Annotated in this window: 17 protein-coding genes; all 17 read left to right on the top strand. The window is 43.5% G+C overall.

Annotated features, from left to right (window positions below):
* The first annotated feature begins 76 nt into the window (after positions 1-76).
* The 17 genes from pheA to rfbD all read left to right on the top strand — a co-directional run bounded on the left by pheA (position 77) and on the right by rfbD (position 19,330).
* Complete coding sequence (gene pheA / locus ACYUCY_RS09155; RefSeq protein WP_460226166.1) at positions 77-1,213, top strand: prephenate dehydratase; 1,137 nt, start codon at positions 77-79, stop codon at positions 1,211-1,213.
* Between the two features lie 144 nt (positions 1,214-1,357).
* Positions 1,358-3,601, top strand: a complete 2,244-nt coding sequence (locus ACYUCY_RS09150; protein WP_460226165.1) for a bifunctional prephenate dehydrogenase/3-phosphoshikimate 1-carboxyvinyltransferase — start codon at positions 1,358-1,360, stop codon at positions 3,599-3,601.
* A gap of 59 nt (positions 3,602-3,660) precedes the next feature.
* Positions 3,661-4,572 carry a sulfate adenylyltransferase subunit CysD gene (cysD, locus tag ACYUCY_RS09145; protein WP_460226164.1) on the top strand — a complete coding sequence of 304 codons (912 nt, stop codon included), beginning with the start codon at positions 3,661-3,663 and terminating at the stop codon, positions 4,570-4,572.
* Positions 4,573-4,784: 212 nt separating this feature from the next.
* Entirely contained in the window at positions 4,785-6,224 is a 1,440-nt protein-coding gene (gene cysN, locus ACYUCY_RS09140) for a sulfate adenylyltransferase subunit CysN (RefSeq protein WP_460226163.1), read from the top strand.
* Between the two features lie 228 nt (positions 6,225-6,452).
* Positions 6,453-6,770: a ComEA family DNA-binding protein gene (locus ACYUCY_RS09135; protein ID WP_460226162.1), complete on the top strand. Its 318-nt coding sequence runs from the start codon at positions 6,453-6,455 to the stop codon at positions 6,768-6,770.
* A gap of 318 nt (positions 6,771-7,088) precedes the next feature.
* Positions 7,089-8,105: an alpha/beta hydrolase gene (locus ACYUCY_RS09130; protein ID WP_460226161.1), complete on the top strand. Its 1,017-nt coding sequence runs from the start codon at positions 7,089-7,091 to the stop codon at positions 8,103-8,105.
* 70 nt (positions 8,106-8,175) lie between these two features.
* On the top strand, positions 8,176-8,904 hold the full coding sequence (gene pyrF, locus ACYUCY_RS09125; RefSeq protein ID WP_460226160.1) for an orotidine-5'-phosphate decarboxylase: 729 nt from the start codon (positions 8,176-8,178) through the stop codon (positions 8,902-8,904).
* Between the two features lie 92 nt (positions 8,905-8,996).
* Positions 8,997-9,710 (top strand): (d)CMP kinase, encoded by a 714-nt coding sequence (cmk, locus tag ACYUCY_RS09120; protein WP_460226159.1) that lies wholly within the window; start codon positions 8,997-8,999, stop codon positions 9,708-9,710.
* 234 nt (positions 9,711-9,944) lie between these two features.
* A complete protein-coding gene (rpsA, locus tag ACYUCY_RS09115) occupies positions 9,945-11,627 on the top strand; it encodes a 30S ribosomal protein S1 (RefSeq protein WP_460226158.1) in 1,683 nt (560 codons plus the stop codon).
* Between the two features lie 359 nt (positions 11,628-11,986).
* On the top strand, positions 11,987-12,286 hold the full coding sequence (ihfB, locus tag ACYUCY_RS09110) for an integration host factor subunit beta (RefSeq protein ID WP_460226157.1): 300 nt from the start codon (positions 11,987-11,989) through the stop codon (positions 12,284-12,286).
* Between the two features lie 188 nt (positions 12,287-12,474).
* Positions 12,475-12,774 (top strand): LapA family protein, encoded by a 300-nt coding sequence (locus ACYUCY_RS09105; protein ID WP_460226156.1) that lies wholly within the window; start codon positions 12,475-12,477, stop codon positions 12,772-12,774.
* Between the two features lie 23 nt (positions 12,775-12,797).
* Positions 12,798-13,988 carry a lipopolysaccharide assembly protein LapB gene (lapB, locus tag ACYUCY_RS09100; protein WP_460226155.1) on the top strand — a complete coding sequence of 397 codons (1,191 nt, stop codon included), beginning with the start codon at positions 12,798-12,800 and terminating at the stop codon, positions 13,986-13,988.
* A 480-nt stretch (positions 13,989-14,468) separates the two neighbouring features.
* Positions 14,469-15,884 (top strand): mannose-1-phosphate guanylyltransferase/mannose-6-phosphate isomerase, encoded by a 1,416-nt coding sequence (locus ACYUCY_RS09095; RefSeq protein ID WP_460226154.1) that lies wholly within the window; start codon positions 14,469-14,471, stop codon positions 15,882-15,884.
* Positions 15,885-16,943: a dTDP-glucose 4,6-dehydratase gene (gene rfbB, locus ACYUCY_RS09090; protein ID WP_460226153.1), complete on the top strand. Its 1,059-nt coding sequence runs from the start codon at positions 15,885-15,887 to the stop codon at positions 16,941-16,943. It begins immediately after the preceding gene.
* Between the two features lie 59 nt (positions 16,944-17,002).
* The gene (gene rfbA, locus ACYUCY_RS09085; protein WP_460226152.1) at positions 17,003-17,878 is read left to right on the top strand and encodes a glucose-1-phosphate thymidylyltransferase RfbA; all 876 of its coding nucleotides are present in this window, start codon (positions 17,003-17,005) and stop codon (positions 17,876-17,878) included.
* A 31-nt stretch (positions 17,879-17,909) separates the two neighbouring features.
* A complete protein-coding gene (gene rfbC / locus ACYUCY_RS09080; RefSeq protein ID WP_460226151.1) occupies positions 17,910-18,446 on the top strand; it encodes a dTDP-4-dehydrorhamnose 3,5-epimerase in 537 nt (178 codons plus the stop codon).
* Complete coding sequence (gene rfbD, locus ACYUCY_RS09075; RefSeq protein ID WP_460226150.1) at positions 18,443-19,330, top strand: dTDP-4-dehydrorhamnose reductase; 888 nt, start codon at positions 18,443-18,445, stop codon at positions 19,328-19,330. The genes rfbC and rfbD overlap by 4 nt, the downstream gene beginning before the upstream one ends.
* The last annotated feature ends 63 nt before the right edge of the window (positions 19,331-19,393 follow it).

The following is a 19,393-nucleotide window of genomic DNA, read 5'->3' as shown; positions in this document are numbered from 1 at the left end:
TTGGCATAAACGATTCGCAGAATAACCCATTTAATTAAAATGATGACTTAGGTCGTCAATTATTGTTGTTTTCCCCATGACTAATTCAAAAGAAAAAAAGTTAAATCAAAATCAGGCTGTTGATCAAGACAGTCAAGAATTGATTCAGTTGCGAGATAAGATCGACGGCATCGATGAAAAAATTGGCGAGTTAATTAGCGCGCGAGCCCATTGTGCTCAAGAAGTGGCGAATGTCAAAAAGGCAAAGGGCGAAAGTGATATTCAGTACTACCGCCCAGAGCGAGAGGCGCAAGTCTTGCGCAAAGTTATGGAAGCAAATAAAGGCCCGCTTTCGAATGAAGAGATGGCGCGTTTGTTTCGCGAAATCATGTCTGCCTGTTTAGCATTAGAGCACCCAATTCGAGTTGCCTTTTTAGGGCCCGAAGGGACGTTTACGCAACAAGCGGCACTAAAGCATTTCGGCCACTCTGCGATTTCGATGCCGATGGCGGCAATTGATGAGGTATTTCGTGAGGTAGAAGCTGGCGCTGTTGAATACGGCGTTGTGCCGGTAGAGAATTCATCAGAAGGCGTGGTTAATCATACGCTCGATACTTTCATTAATAGTAATTTGAAAATCTGTGGTGAGGTTGCATTGCGAATTCACCATCACTTGTTGGTATCGGACATCACAAAAACTGACAGCATTTCTCGTATATATTCTCATTCACAATCTTTGGCTCAATGCCGTAAGTGGTTGGATTCTCGCTATCCAAAAGCTGAGCGCGTCGCCGTCAGCAGTAACGCGGAGGCAGCGAAGCGTATTAAAGGTGAATGGAATGCTGCGGCGATTGCCGGAGAAATGGCGGCAGATCTTTATGGGCTTAAAAAGCACGCTGAAAAAATAGAAGACCTTCCTGATAATTCCACCCGTTTTTTAATAATTGGTAATCAACAAGTTCCGGCTAGTGGAAAAGACAAAACATCCGTTATTATCTCGATGAAAAACGAGCCCGGCGCCTTGTATGATTTGTTAGAACCCTTTCGCCGCTATCAAGTTGACCTTACAAGTGTTGAATCACGACCTTCGAAAAGTGGACGTTGGAATTACGTGTTCTTTATCGATCTAACCGGGCACCAAGACGACGACAACGTTAAAGCGGCCCTTAAAGAGATTGGTGAACGAGCGGCGGAATTGAAGGTATTGGGCTCTTATCCAAAAGCCGTTCTGTAAGTTTTGCGATTTTCTGTTGCGAACTATTTCTGATAAAAATCTAACTGATGTTTTGTTGAATGCCTTAAATAAAAAGCCGCTATTACTCTAAATTTAATTGCGGCTTTTCCATAACTGACGTAAGCCCTAAAAAATCACTCCCGTATGTTAATTAATAATCTCATCGTTATCGGCTTCGGATTAATTGGCGCAAGTGTCGCGGCCGGTTTGAAGCAACGCGGCGCTTGTCGAAAGGTTACGGCCCTGGCGCGCAGCGAAACAACTAGAAAGCTAGCGGTGGAGTTGGGTTTTGCTAATCAAGCTTTCAGGGATTTGTCAGAATTGCCGGAAGCTCCCGGCTCCGATGATTTGATTTGTATTGCAGTTCCCACCTTAACGATGGCCACTGTTATTAAAGATTTAAAAACGCTAAAGGCTGACGCGGTGACTGTTACTGATTGCGCCAGCGTAAAGAGCAGTGTCCTCGCTTCTTTAAAAGAAGTGTTTGGGAGTGTACCTGCTAATTTTGTTCCCGGGCATCCTATTGCGGGCTCAGAAAAAAGTGGCGTCAGCGCCGCGAATCCGGCGTTGTACGAAAACCATCGCGTTATTTTAACGCCGACCACAGAAACAGATTCGCGACATGTAGATCGCGTGAAAACAATGTGGGAGTTACTTGGTGCAGAAGTATTAACAATGCCGGTTGATGAACATGATGATGTGTTGGCGGCGACGAGCCATTTGCCTCACGTAATCGCCTACTCATTAGTAGATACCCTGGCGCATGATGCAGAAAACGAGAATATTTTTCGTTATGCCGCGGGAGGTTTTCGAGACTTCACGCGTATTGCCTCTAGTGATCCGACCATGTGGCGGGACATTATGCTCGCGAATCGAAGCAGTATATTAAAGGCGCTAGATTTATTTTCTAATAATTTAGACCAGTTACGCAGTGCGATAGAAAACGAAGATGCTGCAAGTTTAATGAATACCTTTACTCGTGCAAAATCAGCGCGGGATCATTTTGTATCGCTAACAGGAATCACGAAAGCGGGATCCACAAAAGAGAGAAATTGGGCAAGTCGAGAAATGAATCAAAAAAACAGTCAATATATTGTGCAAGCTGGTGGAGTAGTTGAGGGAGCATTAAAAGTACCCGGAGACAAATCAATTTCTCACCGTTCAATCATGTTGGGATCAATTGCGGAAGGCATAACTGAAGTTGAAGGCTTTTTAGAAGGTGAAGATGCCTTGGCTACTTTGCAAAGTTTTCGTTCGATGGGAGTGCAGATCGAAGGTCCGGATCAAGGGCGGCTTAAAATTCATGGTCTCGGCTTGCATGGTTTGCAAAAACCTTCCGGCCCTTTGTATTTGGGAAATTCCGGCACCTCGATGCGTTTACTGGCTGGGCTTTTGTCGGGACAATCTTTTGATTCAGTCTTAACCGGGGATGAATCACTTTCAAAACGGCCGATGAAGCGAGTCGCCGAACCCTTAGCCGCAATGGGTGCCGAGATTGAAACAGCAAAAAATGGCACACCACCTGCGAAAATTATCGGTGGTAAAAAGCTACGAGGGATTGATTACTCGATGCCAATGGCTAGCGGCCAAGTTAAGTCTTGTGTGTTGCTTGCGGGCTTATACGCTGACGGTGAAACGAAAGTGACGGAGCCTGCCGTAACGCGAGATCATACCGAACGTATGTTAAGAAGCTTTGGCTATGATGTTATTTCAAACGGTGCTGTTGCCAGCTTGCAAGGTGGCGGTAAATTAACGGCAACTACATTACTCGTACCAGGGGATATTTCTTCAGCCGCGTTCTTTTTAGTGGCCGCGAGTATTACTCCAGGATCTGATTTAACCTTGACGAATGTTGGCATTAATCCAACACGCACGGGTGTAATTAGTATTCTCAAGCTCATGGGCGCAGATATTAGTATGGCGAATAAACGTAAAGCGGGAGATGAGCCCATTGCGGACATCCGCGTTAAATACGCGCCTTTAAAGGGTATTGAAATTCCAGAACAGCAAGTTCCTTTGGCTATTGACGAGTTTCCTGCATTATTTATTGCTGCTGCTTGTGCGGATGGGAAAACAATTTTGACCGGCGCTGAAGAGTTGCGTGTTAAAGAAAGCGATAGGATTCAAGTTATGGCCGATGGTTTGAAAATCCTCGGTGTTGACGCGAAACCTACTCGCGATGGCATGGTGATAGAGGGCGGTGAGATAGGTGGAGGGCAAGTTGAAAGCCATGGCGATCACCGCATAGCGATGGCATTTACGGTCGCGGCCTTGCGGGCAAAAAGCGCTATAACCATTAATGACTGTGCCAATGTGGCGACGTCCTTCCCCGGTTTTGTCGAGCTAGCCAGATCCGTCGGTATAAGCTTAGAAGAAAAAACTAGTTAATTCTTATTGGCTGGCTCATTATAATTTTCGCCGTTCACTAAACGTTGGTTTTATAAGTTATGACAGATTCAACTAAATTAACGCATCTCAAACAGCTTGAAGCAGAGAGTATTCATATTATTCGCGAAGTCGCGGCCGAGTTTGATAACCCGGTAATGTTGTACTCAATTGGCAAAGATTCAGCAGTAATGATGCACTTGGCGATGAAGGCTTTTCATCCCGGCAAACCACCTTTTCCTTTAATGCATGTCGATACGACGTGGAAGTTTCACGAAATGATTAAATTTCGTGAAGAGCGCGTGAAAGAACTGGGTTGGGATTTGATCGTTCACATCAACGAAGAAGGTGTGAAAATGGGCGTCGGGCCATTTACCCATGGCAGCGCTAAGCACACTGACATCATGAAAACTCAAGCGCTTAAGCAAGCCTTGGATAAATACGGTTTTGATGCGGCTTTTGGTGGTGCACGTCGCGATGAAGAAAAGTCCCGCGCGAAAGAACGTGTTTATTCTTTCCGAGATAAAAACCATCGTTGGGACCCAAAAAGTCAGCGTCCCGAATTGTGGAATATTTATAACAGTAAAGTCGATAAAGGCGAGAGCATTCGTGTTTTCCCCTTGTCGAATTGGACTGAGTTGGATATCTGGCAGTACATTCACTTAGAAAGTATTCCGATTGTGCCATTGTATTTTGCTGCCAAGCGACCCGTTGTTGAGCGTGACGGTGTGTTGATTAAAGTCGACGATGACAGAATGCCTCTGGGTGAAAATGAAAAACCTGAGGAGAAAATGGTTCGCTTTCGTACGCTCGGCTGCTACCCCTTGACTGGAGCAGTCGAGTCAACGGCGACAACACTGCCTGAAATTATTCAGGAAATGTTGTTGACGAAAACGTCAGAGAGACAGGGTAGGGTGATTGATCACGATAGCTCTGGGTCGATGGAGAAGAAAAAACAAGAAGGCTACTTCTAAGTTGGTGGCCTGTGAATAAATGGATATTTTCACGCTAGCGGCGTCAGAGTCGTGCTCGAATCCTCATTTACTTTGTGTAAACTCCGGTTCTCCGCGCGCCTCTTCCTTGCTAGCGCAAAAATCTCCACCTATTCAAAGGCCCCCAGGACACGAAATTTTAAAAGTTTTGAAAATTGAAAACTAATTAATAGCATCAATTAGAGTTTTATCTTATGTCACATCAATCTGAATTAATCGAAGCGGATATCGACGCTTACTTAAAGCAACACGAGCATAAAGAACTGTTGCGGTTTTTAACTTGCGGTAGTGTTGATGACGGTAAAAGTACTTTGATCGGACGCTTACTTCACGATTCGAAAATGATTTATGAAGATCAGCTGGAGGCGGTTAAATCCGATAATACTAAGCACGGGACAACCGGAGAGAAAATTGATTTGGCTTTACTAGTCGATGGTTTGCAAGCCGAGCGCGAGCAAGGTATTACCATCGACGTTGCTTACCGTTATTTTTCGACGGCGAAAAGAAAATTTATTATTGCCGATACGCCTGGACATGAGCAATACACTCGAAATATGGCGACCGGCGCATCGACCTGTGAGTTGGCGATTATTTTAATTGATGCACGTCATGGGGTAATGACGCAGACCCGACGCCATAGTTACATCGCTTCTCTCTTGGGAATCAAGCACGTGGTCGTTGCCATTAATAAAATGGACTTGGTTGAATTTTCTGAATCAAGATATGAAGAGATTAAAGCGGATTATAAAAAATTCGCCAAAGAACTTGATATCGAAGATATTCGTTTTGTGCCTTTATCTGCTTTAGATGGCGATAATGTCGTTGCTAGAAGTGAAAACACACCGTGGTATCAAGGCGAGACTTTAATGGAAACCTTAGAGTCGGTTGATATTTCTGGTGATAGAAACGATTCTGATTTTCGATTTCCCGTTCAATATGTCAATCGTCCAGATTTAAATTTCCGTGGTTTTTGTGGCACGATCGCCTCCGGCATTGTGAAAGTAGGTGACACTATTCGTGCACTGCCTTCCGGTAAAACCAGCACAGTTAAATCCATTGTTACTTATGATGCGGATTTAGAATCGGCCTTTGTCGGCCAATCAGTTACCTTAACCCTCGCTGATGAAATCGACGTGAGTCGTGGTGATATGTTGGTTTTAGCGAATGATAAGGTGAGCAAATCTAATCACCTAACCGGGCATATGGTGTGGATGTCTGAACAGGCCTTGCAACCAGGTAAAGAGTACGGGTTCAAATTCGCCAGCAAATATACGACTGGTAGTGTCAGTAATATTCACTATCGAATTGATGTTAATACTCAAGAACACAGCGAGATTGATGCATTGCAACTGAATGATATTGCAGTAGTCTCTGTGAAGCTGAATCAAGAAATTGTTGCCGATCCTTATAAAATTAATCGCGCTACTGGCGCATTTATCGTAATTGATCGTTTGACCAATATCACGGTGGCAGCGGGAATGGTCTCTGACTTGTTAGAGAGTGAAGATCTTGATCGCAGTATGCTTGCCAATATTACCCCCTTCGAAGTGGAGCTAAATGCCTTGGTACGCAAACACTTTCCTCATTGGGGTGCAGTAAATCTTGAGGAATTATTAAAAGAACATAACAAGTAAACTTTTTGAATTCACTTGATTTGAACTCCGCCCCTTAAAAAATGTAAGCCATTGACCTCAGTTCATGGCCAATGGCTTACGTTAAATTCAGCTTTTACCCGCTATTTCTTTCCCGCATAATTTTTTACAGTCTCATCGTCGCTTAGAGATAATTTTGAGCGATATAGGTGATCAGTGAAGATCATTTATTGTTAACTTTACATGGATCAATTAATAAGGATGTTGATTATGAAAAATGTTACTACTGTAATGGCAGCAGTTTTACTTTCCCTGTGTTGCGCGGGTGCTTTTGCACAAACGTCGGGTCAGCAGACGCCAGCGAAACCGACAGCTGCAGCCGTGAATAATATTGAACGAGTTAATATTAATAGCGCTGATGTTGATGCTTTAGCATCGAGTTTGCATCAGGTTGGCGTTAAAAAAGCTGAAGCGATTGTTGCCTGGCGCAATGAAAACGGAAATTTCACCTCTGTTGAACAATTAATGGAAGTGAAAGGAATTGGTGAATCAACGCTGGAAGCCAATCGGGATCGTATCGATCTCTAGCGCTTAGTCGTTTTCCATCAATGGTGTCGACGTACATTCTCCTCCTATTCTGTGTGCGTCGACATTGATCTTTTTTACTCCTTCAAATTATTCTTGTCCTCGATTTTCTAATAAATTTTCTTATCATCTCTGTATTGCTTCCTTGCAAAACTGTTATCTAGCCTTCGAACCCTCTTTATTATCCCGTGATGCCTGATTGACTTGTTTAGTTCAGCGCGACAGAAATAAATGGTTTGAGGTAGAATGCGCGGTAATTCCCGTGCCAGATAAATTTTTATTTTATTTCGCTCAACAATCATAATTCTAGGGGCAGAAATTATGCGCTTATCGTTATTTGCTTCGTACTTCTCAGCTTTCATCAAGGTATTGATTTTGTCTTGTTCTGCCGGTTTGGCCTTTAGTGCCTTAGCCAATGACGAGAGTACTAGCCAGGAGGTCTCGAAAATGCAATTACAAGCGGTTGGACATTACGAGGTCGTCGAAGAAGATTTTGTGTATGCACGGGTAGGTGATCTTGAATTGCTCGCGCGAAGCTATCGCCCCAAAAAAGATGGTCGCTTACCCGCGCTTGTAGAAGTTCATGGTGGTGCTTGGAACCTTTACGACCGAACTGCTGGTGAACTTTACAACAAAGCACTGGCTTCGGCGGGTATTTATGTTCTGGCAATTGATTTTCGTCAAGGTCCGGATTTCCAACACCCCCTCGGTAGTCGCGATACCACCGCGGCAGTTCGTTATTTGCGTGCGCATGCGGATGAATTAAATATTGATAGCAGCAGTATTGGATTAGTTGGCAGCTCCTCTGGCGGACATCTTGCTTTGTTAGCCGCTTTGAAACCCAATCAGGATTTGCACAAAGGGACTTTGATTGTTTCAAATAGCGCTTCCTCTGCAGGGCAATCTTCAGGAGATCAAGCAATTGACGTAGATGAATTGAGCGCAGAAGTTGCTTACGTCGTAGCACTTTGGCCGGTCTCCGATCCTAGTTATCGTTATGATTATGCAAAGCGTGTTGGTCGAGATGCTCTGGTTAAAATGCACGATGATTATTTTGGTAACCAGGAAAATATGCGCGCGGCGAGTATTGCTAGAATACTTAATGAAAAAGAAGCGACGGAGAACCTCCCTCAAGTGTTAATTGTGCAAGCCGGTGAGGATGGCAATATTCCTCGTGAAATGACTTTCGACGTGATGGCCGCGTTTCAAAATGCGGGTAGTAAAATTGACTATGCTTTTTATCCAGGAATGCCTCATGCCTTTGGGCATCGTCCCTCCGAGTACACCGACGATTTAATTGTTACAATGCGGGACTTTATAGCCCGCCAGCTAAAGTGATAGCTCAAGGCTCCTAGGTTTTAATCGCGCTTAAATACGCGCTTAAATTAACTTAATTGAAGAGCTATTAATGACGACGAACGAAAATAGAATGAGTGAAAACAAGCGAATCATTGTTGCTCTCGACTATGATTCCGTCGAGCGCTGTTACCAATTAGTTGAGCAGCTCGACCCAGCGAAGGTAAGACTTAAAGTCGGTAATGAGCTTTTCACTACCGGTGGCCCGGATGTGGTTAGGCATCTGGCGTCTAAAAACTTCGACGTGTTTCTCGACCTGAAATACCACGATATTCCTAACACCGTCGCTCACGCCGTTAAAGCTGCGGCGAAACTAGGTGTTTGGATGGTCAATGTTCACGCTTCCGGTGGATCGCGCATGATGCAGGCGGCGCGGGACGCACTCAATGAATTCGAAAACCCACCGCTATTAATAGGTGTTAGTGTCTTGACCAGTATGGCAATTGAAGATCTCAAAGAAATTGGACTTAGTCATATTGAAGATCCTCAGCAGCAAGTGCTCAGTTTGGCCTCACTCGCTCAGCAATCTGGATTGGATGGCCTGGTTTGTTCTGGACAGGAGGCAGCCTTGTTAAAGTCGAGGTTTGGCGAATCCTTTAAATTGGTGACGCCGGGCATTCGTCCCGCTGGTGGAGAGTCAAATGATCAACGCAGAATACTCACTCCAGAGCAAGCGCTCGAGTTAGGTAGTGATTATTTAGTTATTGGCCGACCGATTACCGCGGCTAATGACCCAGCGCTCGCGTGTGAACAAATCCTCGCGACGATTCAGCGTTTTTAACTCAATTCGTTATGGTCAGCGACTTAAACTCAGTAACATTGCGTTCCCTTGTCGTCATTTGGTTTTGCCATTCTTTGGAAAATTAGCACCCTATGCCCGCCGATAAAAACTCTCCCTCTTTAATTGCTTTCCCTGTTATTACCGTCGATGGTCCCAGCGGCTCCGGCAAAGGGACTATCTGTCAGCGTTTGGCCTCACGATATGGTTTTCATTTGTTGGATAGCGGCGCCCTATATCGTCTGACCGCTTTAGCTGCGATAACGCAAGGTTTGGATCTGGAAGACGCCGATGAGGTTGCTAAAGCTGCCAAAACGATGAAGGTCGAGTTTTTGCCAGGTGCTAAAGGCATTAGAGTTTTGCTAGAAGGCGAAGAAGTTACTGACGCGATTCGGAAGGAAGAGATCGGTATGGGAGCTTCAACCGTTGCGGCGCATCAAAGCGTTCGAGCGGCTTTGCTTGACCTTCAAAAGGACTTCCAGAAAAGCCCGGGTTTGGTGGCCGATGGCCGCGATATGGGAACAGTGGTTTTTCCGGATGCTGAGGCCAAAATATTCCTGACCGCCAGCGCTGCAGAGCGTGCCCAGAGACGCTATAAGCAGTTGCTGGAAAAGGGAGAATCTGTTAGCCTGCGCGCCCTGCTGAAGGACATAGAGGCACGGGATGAGCGCGACAGCCAACGGGCAGTATCGCCGCTCAAACCCGCAGAAGATGCCTTATTACTAGATAGCACGACTATGTCGATTGACGATGTGGTTGAACAGGCATCTCTTTATATCGATGCCAAGGGACTTGTCCCTGTCACCTAGGACATCAGCAGTCCGGTTCTCATCGGAAAGAATTTTAACTCACTGTATTTGGTTGAAGCCAGAATTCACCACATGCAGTTTTATCCATTGGCCCACGCAATCTGGCGGCGTGGTAGAGCAGTTCGATACGGTTTGCTATTGAAGGATCTAATGCTTCTCTACATATGTAGGAGTATTTGATTGTATTCAGGCGGCCCAATGGTTCTGTGCTGAACATATATAGGTATTTTAAGAATGAGCGAGAGCTTTGCAGATCTATTCGAAGAAAGTTTAAAAACCGTTGACCTCGTACCCGGATCAATCGTTACCGGTGTTGTTATCGATGTCGACAAAGACTGGGTTACAGTCCACGCCGGCCTTAAATCAGAAGGCGTTATTCCCGCCAGCCAATTCTATACAGACTCAGGTGAATTCAACGTACAAGTTGGAGACGAAGTTCAAGTTGCATTGGAAACTGTTGAAGACGGTTTCGGTGAAACTAAGCTTTCTCGCGAGAAAGCTAAGCGTGCTGAATCTTGGAAAGTATTAGAAAGCGCTAACCAAGGCGACGAAGTTATTAAAGGTATTATCAGCGGCAAGGTCAAAGGTGGTTTCACCGTTGATATCGCTGGTATACGTGCCTTCCTACCAGGTTCATTGGTAGATGTTAGACCTGTTCGAGAAACCGTACATCTCGAAGGTAAAGAATTAGATTTCAAAGTTATCAAGCTTGATCAAAAGCGTAACAACGTTGTTGTTTCTCGACGAGCTGTATTGGAACAAGCGAACTCTGAAGAACGCGATGAGTTACTTGCCAATCTGCAAGAAGGCATGAGTGTTAAAGGTATCGTTAAGAACCTTACTGACTACGGTGCCTTCGTTGATTTGGGCGGTGTTGATGGCCTTCTACATATCACTGATATGGCTTGGAAGCGTATCAAGCACCCAAGTGAAATCGTTAACGTAGGTGATGAAATTGACGTTCGTGTATTGAAGTTTGATCGTGAGCGTAACCGCGTTTCCTTAGGCTTGAAGCAGATGGGTGAGGATCCATGGATCAGCATCACTCAGCGTTACCCAGAAGGTGCGCGTGTTAAGGCAACTGTTACTAACCTAACTGACTACGGTTGTTTTGCCGAGTTAGAAGAAGGTGTTGAAGGTCTTGTTCACGTTTCTGAAATGGATTGGACTAACAAAAATATTCATCCTTCTAAAGTCGTTAATTTAGGTGATGAAGTCGAAGTGATGGTCTTGGATATAGACGAAGAACGTCGTCGTATTTCTCTCGGTGTTAAACAGTGCCAAGAGAATCCTTGGGACGCATTCGGTCGCATCCACGCTAAAACCACTAAGGTTTCAGGCAAGATCAAATCTATTACCGATTTCGGTATCTTTATCGGCCTGGATGGCGGCATCGACGGACTTGTACATTTGTCAGATATTTCTTGGAATGAAGCCGGTGAAGAAGCCGTGCGTCAATACAAGAAAGGCGACGAAATCGAAACCGTTATCTTGGCAATAGACCCTGAACGTGAGCGTATTTCTCTCGGTATTAAACAGCTAGAAGAAGATCCTTTCTCTAACTATGTTGCTGAAAATGACAAAGGCGCAATCGTTAAAGGAATTGTTAAGGAAGTGGACGCGAAAGGTGCGGTTATCACGCTTCTTGACGATATCGAAGGCAGTTTAAAAGCCTCTGAAATTAGTCGAGATAAAGTTGAAGATGCACGTAACGCCTTGAGCGTTGGTGATGAAGTTGAAGCGAAAATCACTAGCGTTGATCGTAAAAACCGAGCCATCACTCTTTCTATTAAGTCGAAAGATTCACAAGATGAGCAAGAAGCGGTTAAAGAACACTCAGCTAAGCAAGATGAGCAATCCTCACCAGCGACAATCGGTGATTTGATTAAAGCTCAGATGGAAAGCAGAAACAGCTAGTTTTTGTAGCCTTTTGCTCTTTTAGTTGTAGTTGAATATAGCCCCGTATAGCAGACAAGCTACTATACGGGGCTTTTCTTTTAGATTTTCAAGTCTCTTATCTTCCTTTATTATCAATCACCTAGCGTGACTTCCTCTATTTATTCCATTTTTCTTGGCTAAGTCGTTGGCGCCACGTCCTTTGGTCGCCTGTTTTACCCGCCGAGTACCTCACGGCAGTTATTTTCTAAGGCAATCGAGCAATTTTATGCTGTAATTGCATGGCTTGATTTCGGAATCTTTAGCCAAATCAGTAACATAGCTTGGCACTAAAGATAAATTACAGTAGTCTTGGGCAAGGATTCAGTAGGATAAAGACAATGACCAAATCTGAATTGATTGAAAAAATCGCCGATCGACAAGATCAGTTACCCCCAAAAGATGTTGAATTGGCGGTAAAGCTGATTCTGGATCATATGTCTCAAATATTATCCTCTGGAGATAGAATTGAAATCCGTGGCTTCGGAAGCTTCTCCCTCCATTATCGGGCGCCTCGTATTGGCCGTAACCCTAAAACCGGCGATTCTGTCGAGCTAGATGGCAAGTACGTTCCTCATTTCAAACCCGGCAAAGAAATGCGTGATCGGGTAAACGAAAGTCTGCAAACCCACGTCGCTTAACAAGCGCTTGCCTACAAAATCTCGATACCTTATTCACTACAACGGCGAAGGATTCCTCTGTTATTTACCTTAAAAGTATCGAGTCTTTCCGCACTCACCCAACTGATATTTATCGCTCCTATGCAAGTTTATTGGCATACTCTATCATCGTGCCTGGTAACCCTGGATAAGTCTTCGAGAGGATTGGTGTGGCAAAGATAAAATTCATATTAATGGCGATACTGATCATCTTCGTGATGGTAATAGGTTGGTGGATTAGTTCCGAAAACAACTTGATCGTTAGTCCAACACTCTTTGGCTACACGATGCCAAAATTTAATCTCGGTACATGGCTGTTGTTGGTTCTTTTTATTGGCACCATGCTGGGTTATGTGCTGAGTTGGATTAGCGGACTGAATGTTCGCGGTAGAGAGCGCGCATTAAGTAGGAAATTAAAGAATTGCGAGCAAGAACTTAGCAAGCTTAGAACGAAAGCCCTGCGCGATTAATCAAGGTAAATTTTTAAAACTGTATGACAGATTTTTTGATTTTATTTTTGTTTTTAGTCGCTTTAGCGATAGGATTTCTTTGGGGGAGGCGAGGCGCCTCCGTCAAACTAAAACGAGATCGAATCGCACCCGTTTGGGATCAAGCTTATTTTAAGGGCCTTAATTTACTATTAAATGAGCAGCCCGATGCGGCTATTGATGCATTCATAGAAGCCTTGGAAGTCAATAGCGATACCTTAGAGACACATCTCGCCTTGGGTAACTTGTTGCGCCGACAAGGTGAAGTCGATCGCGCAATTCGAATCCATCAAAACCTTCTCGCCCGACCGGGTCTTACCACTAGCCAGCAACATCAAGCTCAATTTGAGCTTGCTCGAGACTACATTAAAGCCGGTGTTTTTGATCGTGCTGAAAAACTATTGCGTGAACTAATCGAATCTTCTCCCGAAATCCGCGACGTCTGCTTAGAGCATTTGGTAGAGATTTATCGTGAAGAAAAAGAATGGGAAAAAGCGATCAAAGCGGTTGAGCATCTAGTAGGTCGACGATTTAGTAAGGTTCCCGAAAAGTGGCGAAACTCACAAGCGCATTTCTGTTGCGAACTCGCAGAATCGTCACTGCAAGTAGATGATTACTTAAGCGCTCGTCGTTATTTAAAATCTGCATTGGGCTACGATAGAAATTTGGTGCGAGCGAGCTTAATTTGGGGGCGCTTGGAAAAACAGCTCGGTAACGACAAAGAAGCGATAAAAATTTTAAAGAAAATACCTACCCAGGATCCCGATTTCATCAATGAAACTATTGAATTACTTGCCCAGTGCTTCGAGCGGCTTGGGGATAAGGCAGGATTTGAACGCTATTTACGACAGCTGCTTGAATATCACCCAGGTAATTCTGTCATTCTCGCCTTGACCACATTGATCCAGAAAAACCAAGGCGATATAGCTGCCGCAGATTTTATTGGAACCCAATTAAAAAGCCGCCCTTCCTTACGAGGCGTGAGCCGCTTACTAGATTTTTATTTGGACAACAGCAAAGAGCAGGCGAAAGACAACTTAGGGCTGCTGAAAGATCTCATCGATCAATTGCTCGAAGCGAAACCTAATTACCGCTGCGTTCAATGTGGCTTCAACGGCAACCACCTTCACTGGCTATGCCCAAGCTGTAAATCGTGGAATACAGTGCGCGCAATTAAGGGTGTTGAGGGGGAGTGATATAGGTAGCCTAGTTGGATGAAAATGGCGCCAATTTTTGATGTCGCCTGAAAAACTTAAAAGCGTATATATCAAAACGTCCAGCGTTTCTAGCGTTATAAGATCGATTTCATTTTAAACGCTTTTCTTCTATACTTCGTGGCAAATTTTTGATCATGACTTAAAAATAAATTGATTAAAAAAGCCGCAGTTATGATGGGCCTGACCGCGAGTAATTCTCAAAAATATAGCTTTGATATTGGCTGGTAATACGCATTTTTTGCTTCGTTTCTACAATTAGGTACGGAAATATGTACCGAGTCAAAAGCGAATTCATTTCAATTTTTGATATTGGCTTTAACTGAAAAATATTTAACTGTATCAAATGTAATTGATTCAAATAAGCGACTTTGCCTTACCCTGAGGGATTGCGAAGTGGTTGTAGTTGATTGTTTGGGTCGTAATTGAGAGCGCGTAAAGAATTATATAGGTAAAACAATTATGTTAATCCCCGTTATCTTGGCCGGTGGCTCTGGTTCCCGCTTATGGCCACTTAGCCGGCAGCAATTCCCTAAGCAGTTTTTGAAATTGTTTGGTGATAATACGATGTTGCAACAAACGTTATTACGTTTAAACGGCCTGGCTAATTTGGCCGAACCGATAATCGTTTGTAATGAGGATCATCGTTTTACTGTTGCTGAGCAGTTGAACGAGATTGGATTAAAAGGCCGGATAATTTTAGAACCTGTAGCTCGCAATACTGCCCCTGCTATTGCATTGGCGGCAATGGAAGCGCAAAAAATTAGTCCAAGCGCAAACATGTTGGTGCTGGCAGCAGATCATTTGATTAAAGATATCGAGTCTTTTCAGAACGCTGTTGATGTTGCTATAACGTGCGCATCAAATGGTGCTTTGGTTACTTTTGGAATAGTCCCGACTCATGCCGAAACTGGATATGGCTATATTAACGCCGAAGTGGAAAGTCAAACTGAAGACTCAATCGCACGAAAAGCAAAGAGTTTTGTCGAGAAGCCTGATCGAGCGACGGCAGAAAAATATTTAGCGGATGGAAATTTCTTTTGGAATAGCGGTATGTTTGTGTTCACCGCAAAGAATTTCTTAACAGAACTAAAAAAATATAATTTCGAGTGTTATGAAGCGAGCCAGCTAGCACTCGCGGAAATAAAATCAGATATCGATTTTTTACGCGTCGACAAGCAAGCATTTGAAAAGTCGCCGAACATTTCTGTCGATTATGCAGTGATGGAAAAAGCTGAGAATGTTTACTGCGTTCCCCTCGATGCCGGTTGGAGTGATGTAGGTTGTTGGCGTTCATATTGGGAGGCGAAGGAGAAGGATGAAAATGGCAACTCATTAGTGGGTGATGCGATGCCCATCGAAACTAAGAACACATTGATCTACACCCAGGACAAATTGGTGTCGACAATAGGCGTAGAGAATTTGGTTGTTATTAACACCGCCGATGCAGTTTTAGTTATTGATAAATCCCACGCTCAGAATGTCAAGCAAGCCATCGACATACTCAGTGAAGCTAATCGCGATGAGCACATTACACACCGAGAAGTTAACCGCCCGTGGGGTTCATATGATTCCATCGATTACGGTGAGCGCTTTCAAGTCAAGAGAATTACAGTAAAGCCAGGCGCCAGTTTATCGTTACAAATGCATCATCATCGCGCCGAGCATTGGATCGTCGTTAGTGGAACAGCAATAGTGCAACGCGGCGAAGAAGAAATAATGCTTTCAGAAAACGAATCAACTTATATCCCATTAGGCGTTAAACATCGCCTTACTAATCCAGGGAAGTTGCCATTAGAATTGATCGAAGTACAAAGCGGAAGCTATTTGGGTGAAGATGACATCGTACGTTTTGATGATACTTATGGAAGGTCGTGAATGAAAATTATCGTCACGGGTGGCGCCGGTTTTATAGGTTCGGCAGTTATTCGCCAATTGATAAACAATACAGATCATCTTGTACTGAACGTTGATAAATTAACATATGCTGCAAATTTAAATTCGTTAGAATCGGTAACGTATAATCCGCGATATAGTTTTGAAAAAGCGGATATATGTGAAGCCGAGACTATTTCTAAAATTTTAGACGATTTCCGACCGCAAGCTATAATGCATTTGGCTGCAGAAAGCCATGTTGATCGATCTATCGATGGTCCTGCGGAATTTATTCAAACTAATATAGTGGGTACGTATCTACTTCTAGAGGTGACACGTAAATATTGGCAGTCTTTGGGGCAAGCAGAAAAAGAAGCTTTTCGCTTTCACCATGTCAGTACTGATGAGGTGTATGGTGATCTTGGTGGAACAACGGACTTGTTTTTGGAGACAACTGCTTATCAACCGAGTTCGCCTTACTCAGCATCTAAAGCTTCTTCAGATCATTTGGTAAGGTCATGGCAGCGCACATTTGGGTTGCCTGTATTAATAACAAATTGTTCCAATAATTATGGTCCTTTTCAATTTCCTGAGAAACTCATTCCTTTAATGATTTTAAACGCGATTTCGGGGGAAGCTTTGCCCATTTATGGCGAAGGTAAGCAAATTCGGGACTGGTTGTATGTCGATGATCATGCTCGAGCGCTGCAAGTTGTTCTAGAGAATGGCTTAGTGGGTGAAACTTATAATATCGGCGGCCATAACGAAATGCAGAACATTGAAGTCGTGAATACCATCTGTGATTATTTGCAAAATGTTCGGCCGAAAAACAAATCCAGAAAATACTCGAGCCAAATTACATACGTTGAAGATCGCCCGGGACATGATATGCGTTATGCAATTGATGCGAGTAAGATTCAGCGCGAACTCGGTTGGACTCCCAAAGAGACATTTGTTGGCGGTATTCAAAAAACTGTAGATTGGTTTTTGGCAAATGAAAGTTGGTGGAGGCCAATATTAAATGAAAAATATCAAGGACAGCGAGTTGGACTAAAAATATAGGTTTTTAGAAGGAAAATTTTTGCGATGGAATTTGTTAATGTACATATAGGGGAGGTGTTTTGAAAGGTATTGTACTTGCGGGTGGTTCGGGTACTCGACTACACCCAATTACTTTGGGTGTGTCGAAGCAGTTGCTTCCAGTATATGACAAACCTATGATTTATTATCCGTTGTCGGTATTGATGTTGGCGGGTATTCGAAAAATATTAATTATTTCTACGCCTGAAGATTTGCAAAGTTATAGACAGTTGTTGGGTGATGGGAGGCAATTTGGAGTTGAGCTGAATTATGCGCAGCAAGCTTCACCTGATGGGTTGGCGCAGGCATTTATTATTGGTGAGAGTTTTATTGGAGGTGATAAGGTTTGTTTGATTCTCGGTGATAATATTTTTTATGGTCATCACTTTTCAGATCAACTAAAAGCAGCTGTTAATCAAGCTAACGGAGCTACAGTTTTTGGTTACCAAGTTAATGACCCGCGACGATTTGGCGTGGTTGAGTTTGATGCGGCAGGTAAAGCCATTAGTATTGAAGAGAAGCCTCAAAAGCCGAAATCAAAATTTGCAGTTACCGGTTTATATTTTTACGACAACAAAGTCATTGATATCGCAAGGTCTATTAAACCTTCTTCACGTGGTGAGCTAGAAATTACCGACGTCAATAAATTTTATCTTGACAATAATGAGCTAAACGTACAGGTTTTCGGTAGAGGGTTCGCCTGGCTGGACACGGGTACCCATGATTCTTTGTTGGACGCAGGACATTTCGTGCAGACGATAGAGCGCCGGCAGGGTTTGAAAATTGCTTGTTTAGAGGAAATTGCATTTAATCAAAGCTGGATTGATTCGGAAAAATTACAAGATCAGGCGAAGAAGTTAGAGAAGTCAGGTTACGGTACTTACTTGTTGAACATATTGGCCGATGCAGGATGTTAGTAATAATTGTGTCGGAAACAGGCGTAAGAATATGAAGGTTGTTAATACAAGTATTGCTGATGTGAAAATTATCGATCCAAAAGTATTTGGCGATCAGCGAGGTTTTTTCTTGGAAACTTTTAACCAGCAGCGCTACCGTGAACTGCTTGGAATTGAATGCTCGTTTGTTCAAGATAATCATTCCCGTTCCAGCAAGGGCGTTTTGCGTGGAATGCATTTCCAAAAAACTAATCCACAAGGAAAGTTGGTGCGTGTTGTCAATGGTGCGGTTTTTGATGTGGCAGTTGATGTAAGAAAAGGCTCCCCGAGCTTTGGACAGTGGGCAGGCGTGACACTTTCAATGGAAAATTTTAGGCAGCTATGGGTTCCTCCTGGGTTCGCTCATGGATTTGTTGTGTTAAGCGATGTTGCCGATTTCGAATATAAATGTACAGAGTTTTATAATCCCAGCGATGAAGTTTGCTTGAGCTGGGATGACCCTGATGTCGCAATTGATTGGCCTATTGGCGTGCCGATACTGTCTGAGAAAGATGCGTTAGGGTTGGCACTAAAAGATTTGAATTTATGAGAATTTTAGTGACTGGTGCTGATGGTCAAATCGGAGCAGAAATTATAAGGCAGTCGAAGGATGTTGGGCTGGAAGCAGTCGGGACTTCGAGAAAACAACTTGATATTACTAACATTGAGTCTGTAGAGAAATATATCAATTTTTTGAAGCCTATATGTGTAGTAAACACAGCTGCGTATACTAAGGTAGATGAAGCTGAAGAAAAGGTAGAGCTGGCCTACGCAGTTAATCAAATCGGAGTCCGAAATTTAGCAATAGTATGCCAAAAACTTCATATTTTGTTGGTTCATATATCTACGGATTATGTATTCGATGGCTTGAAAAAATCCCCATATACTGAGAGTGATCGAACGAATCCTATATGCGTGTATGGCGAAAGCAAGCGAGCCGGTGAAAAAGAGATCGAAGAGTTGTTGGAAAAATATTTGATTATTCGTACAAGTTGGGTTTTTAGCGGTAATGGAAAAAATTTTTTTGATAGCATACTGCAAAAGGCAAAAAATCGGGAGAAAATTAGAGTTGTAAATGATCAAGTCGGAACACCTACATCGGCGCGATCTGTGGCGAACTATATTGTTGAAGTTCTGAATAGATATTTTAAGTCAGATGTTGAGTCGGGTATTTATCATTTTGCCGGACGCCCCTCTGTGAGTTGGTTTGAGTTTGCAGAGGCTATAATCTTTGAGGCCAGTGCCCTGGGTTTAATTGAGCCCACAGAGGTAAGCCCTTTGAGCTCCAAAGATTATAAGACGTTAGCAAGTCGCCCAAAGAACTCCCGGCTAGAAAGCAATAAGAATCTGATAAGTTGTGAGTCGTTATATCAAGACTGGCAATTAGAGCTAAGATTTTTGTTGAATCAGTACTTGGATGTATCCAATACCTAGGTGTTGAATGTTTCCCTTTTATTCAGAGGTTTAATGTTTTCTAGCAAGGGATAGACTAATTGA

Source organism: Aurantivibrio infirmus (genome assembly GCF_054767315.1).
Note: the sequence above shows the minus strand (reverse complement) of the source record. Positions and strands in the feature narration are given on the sequence as shown.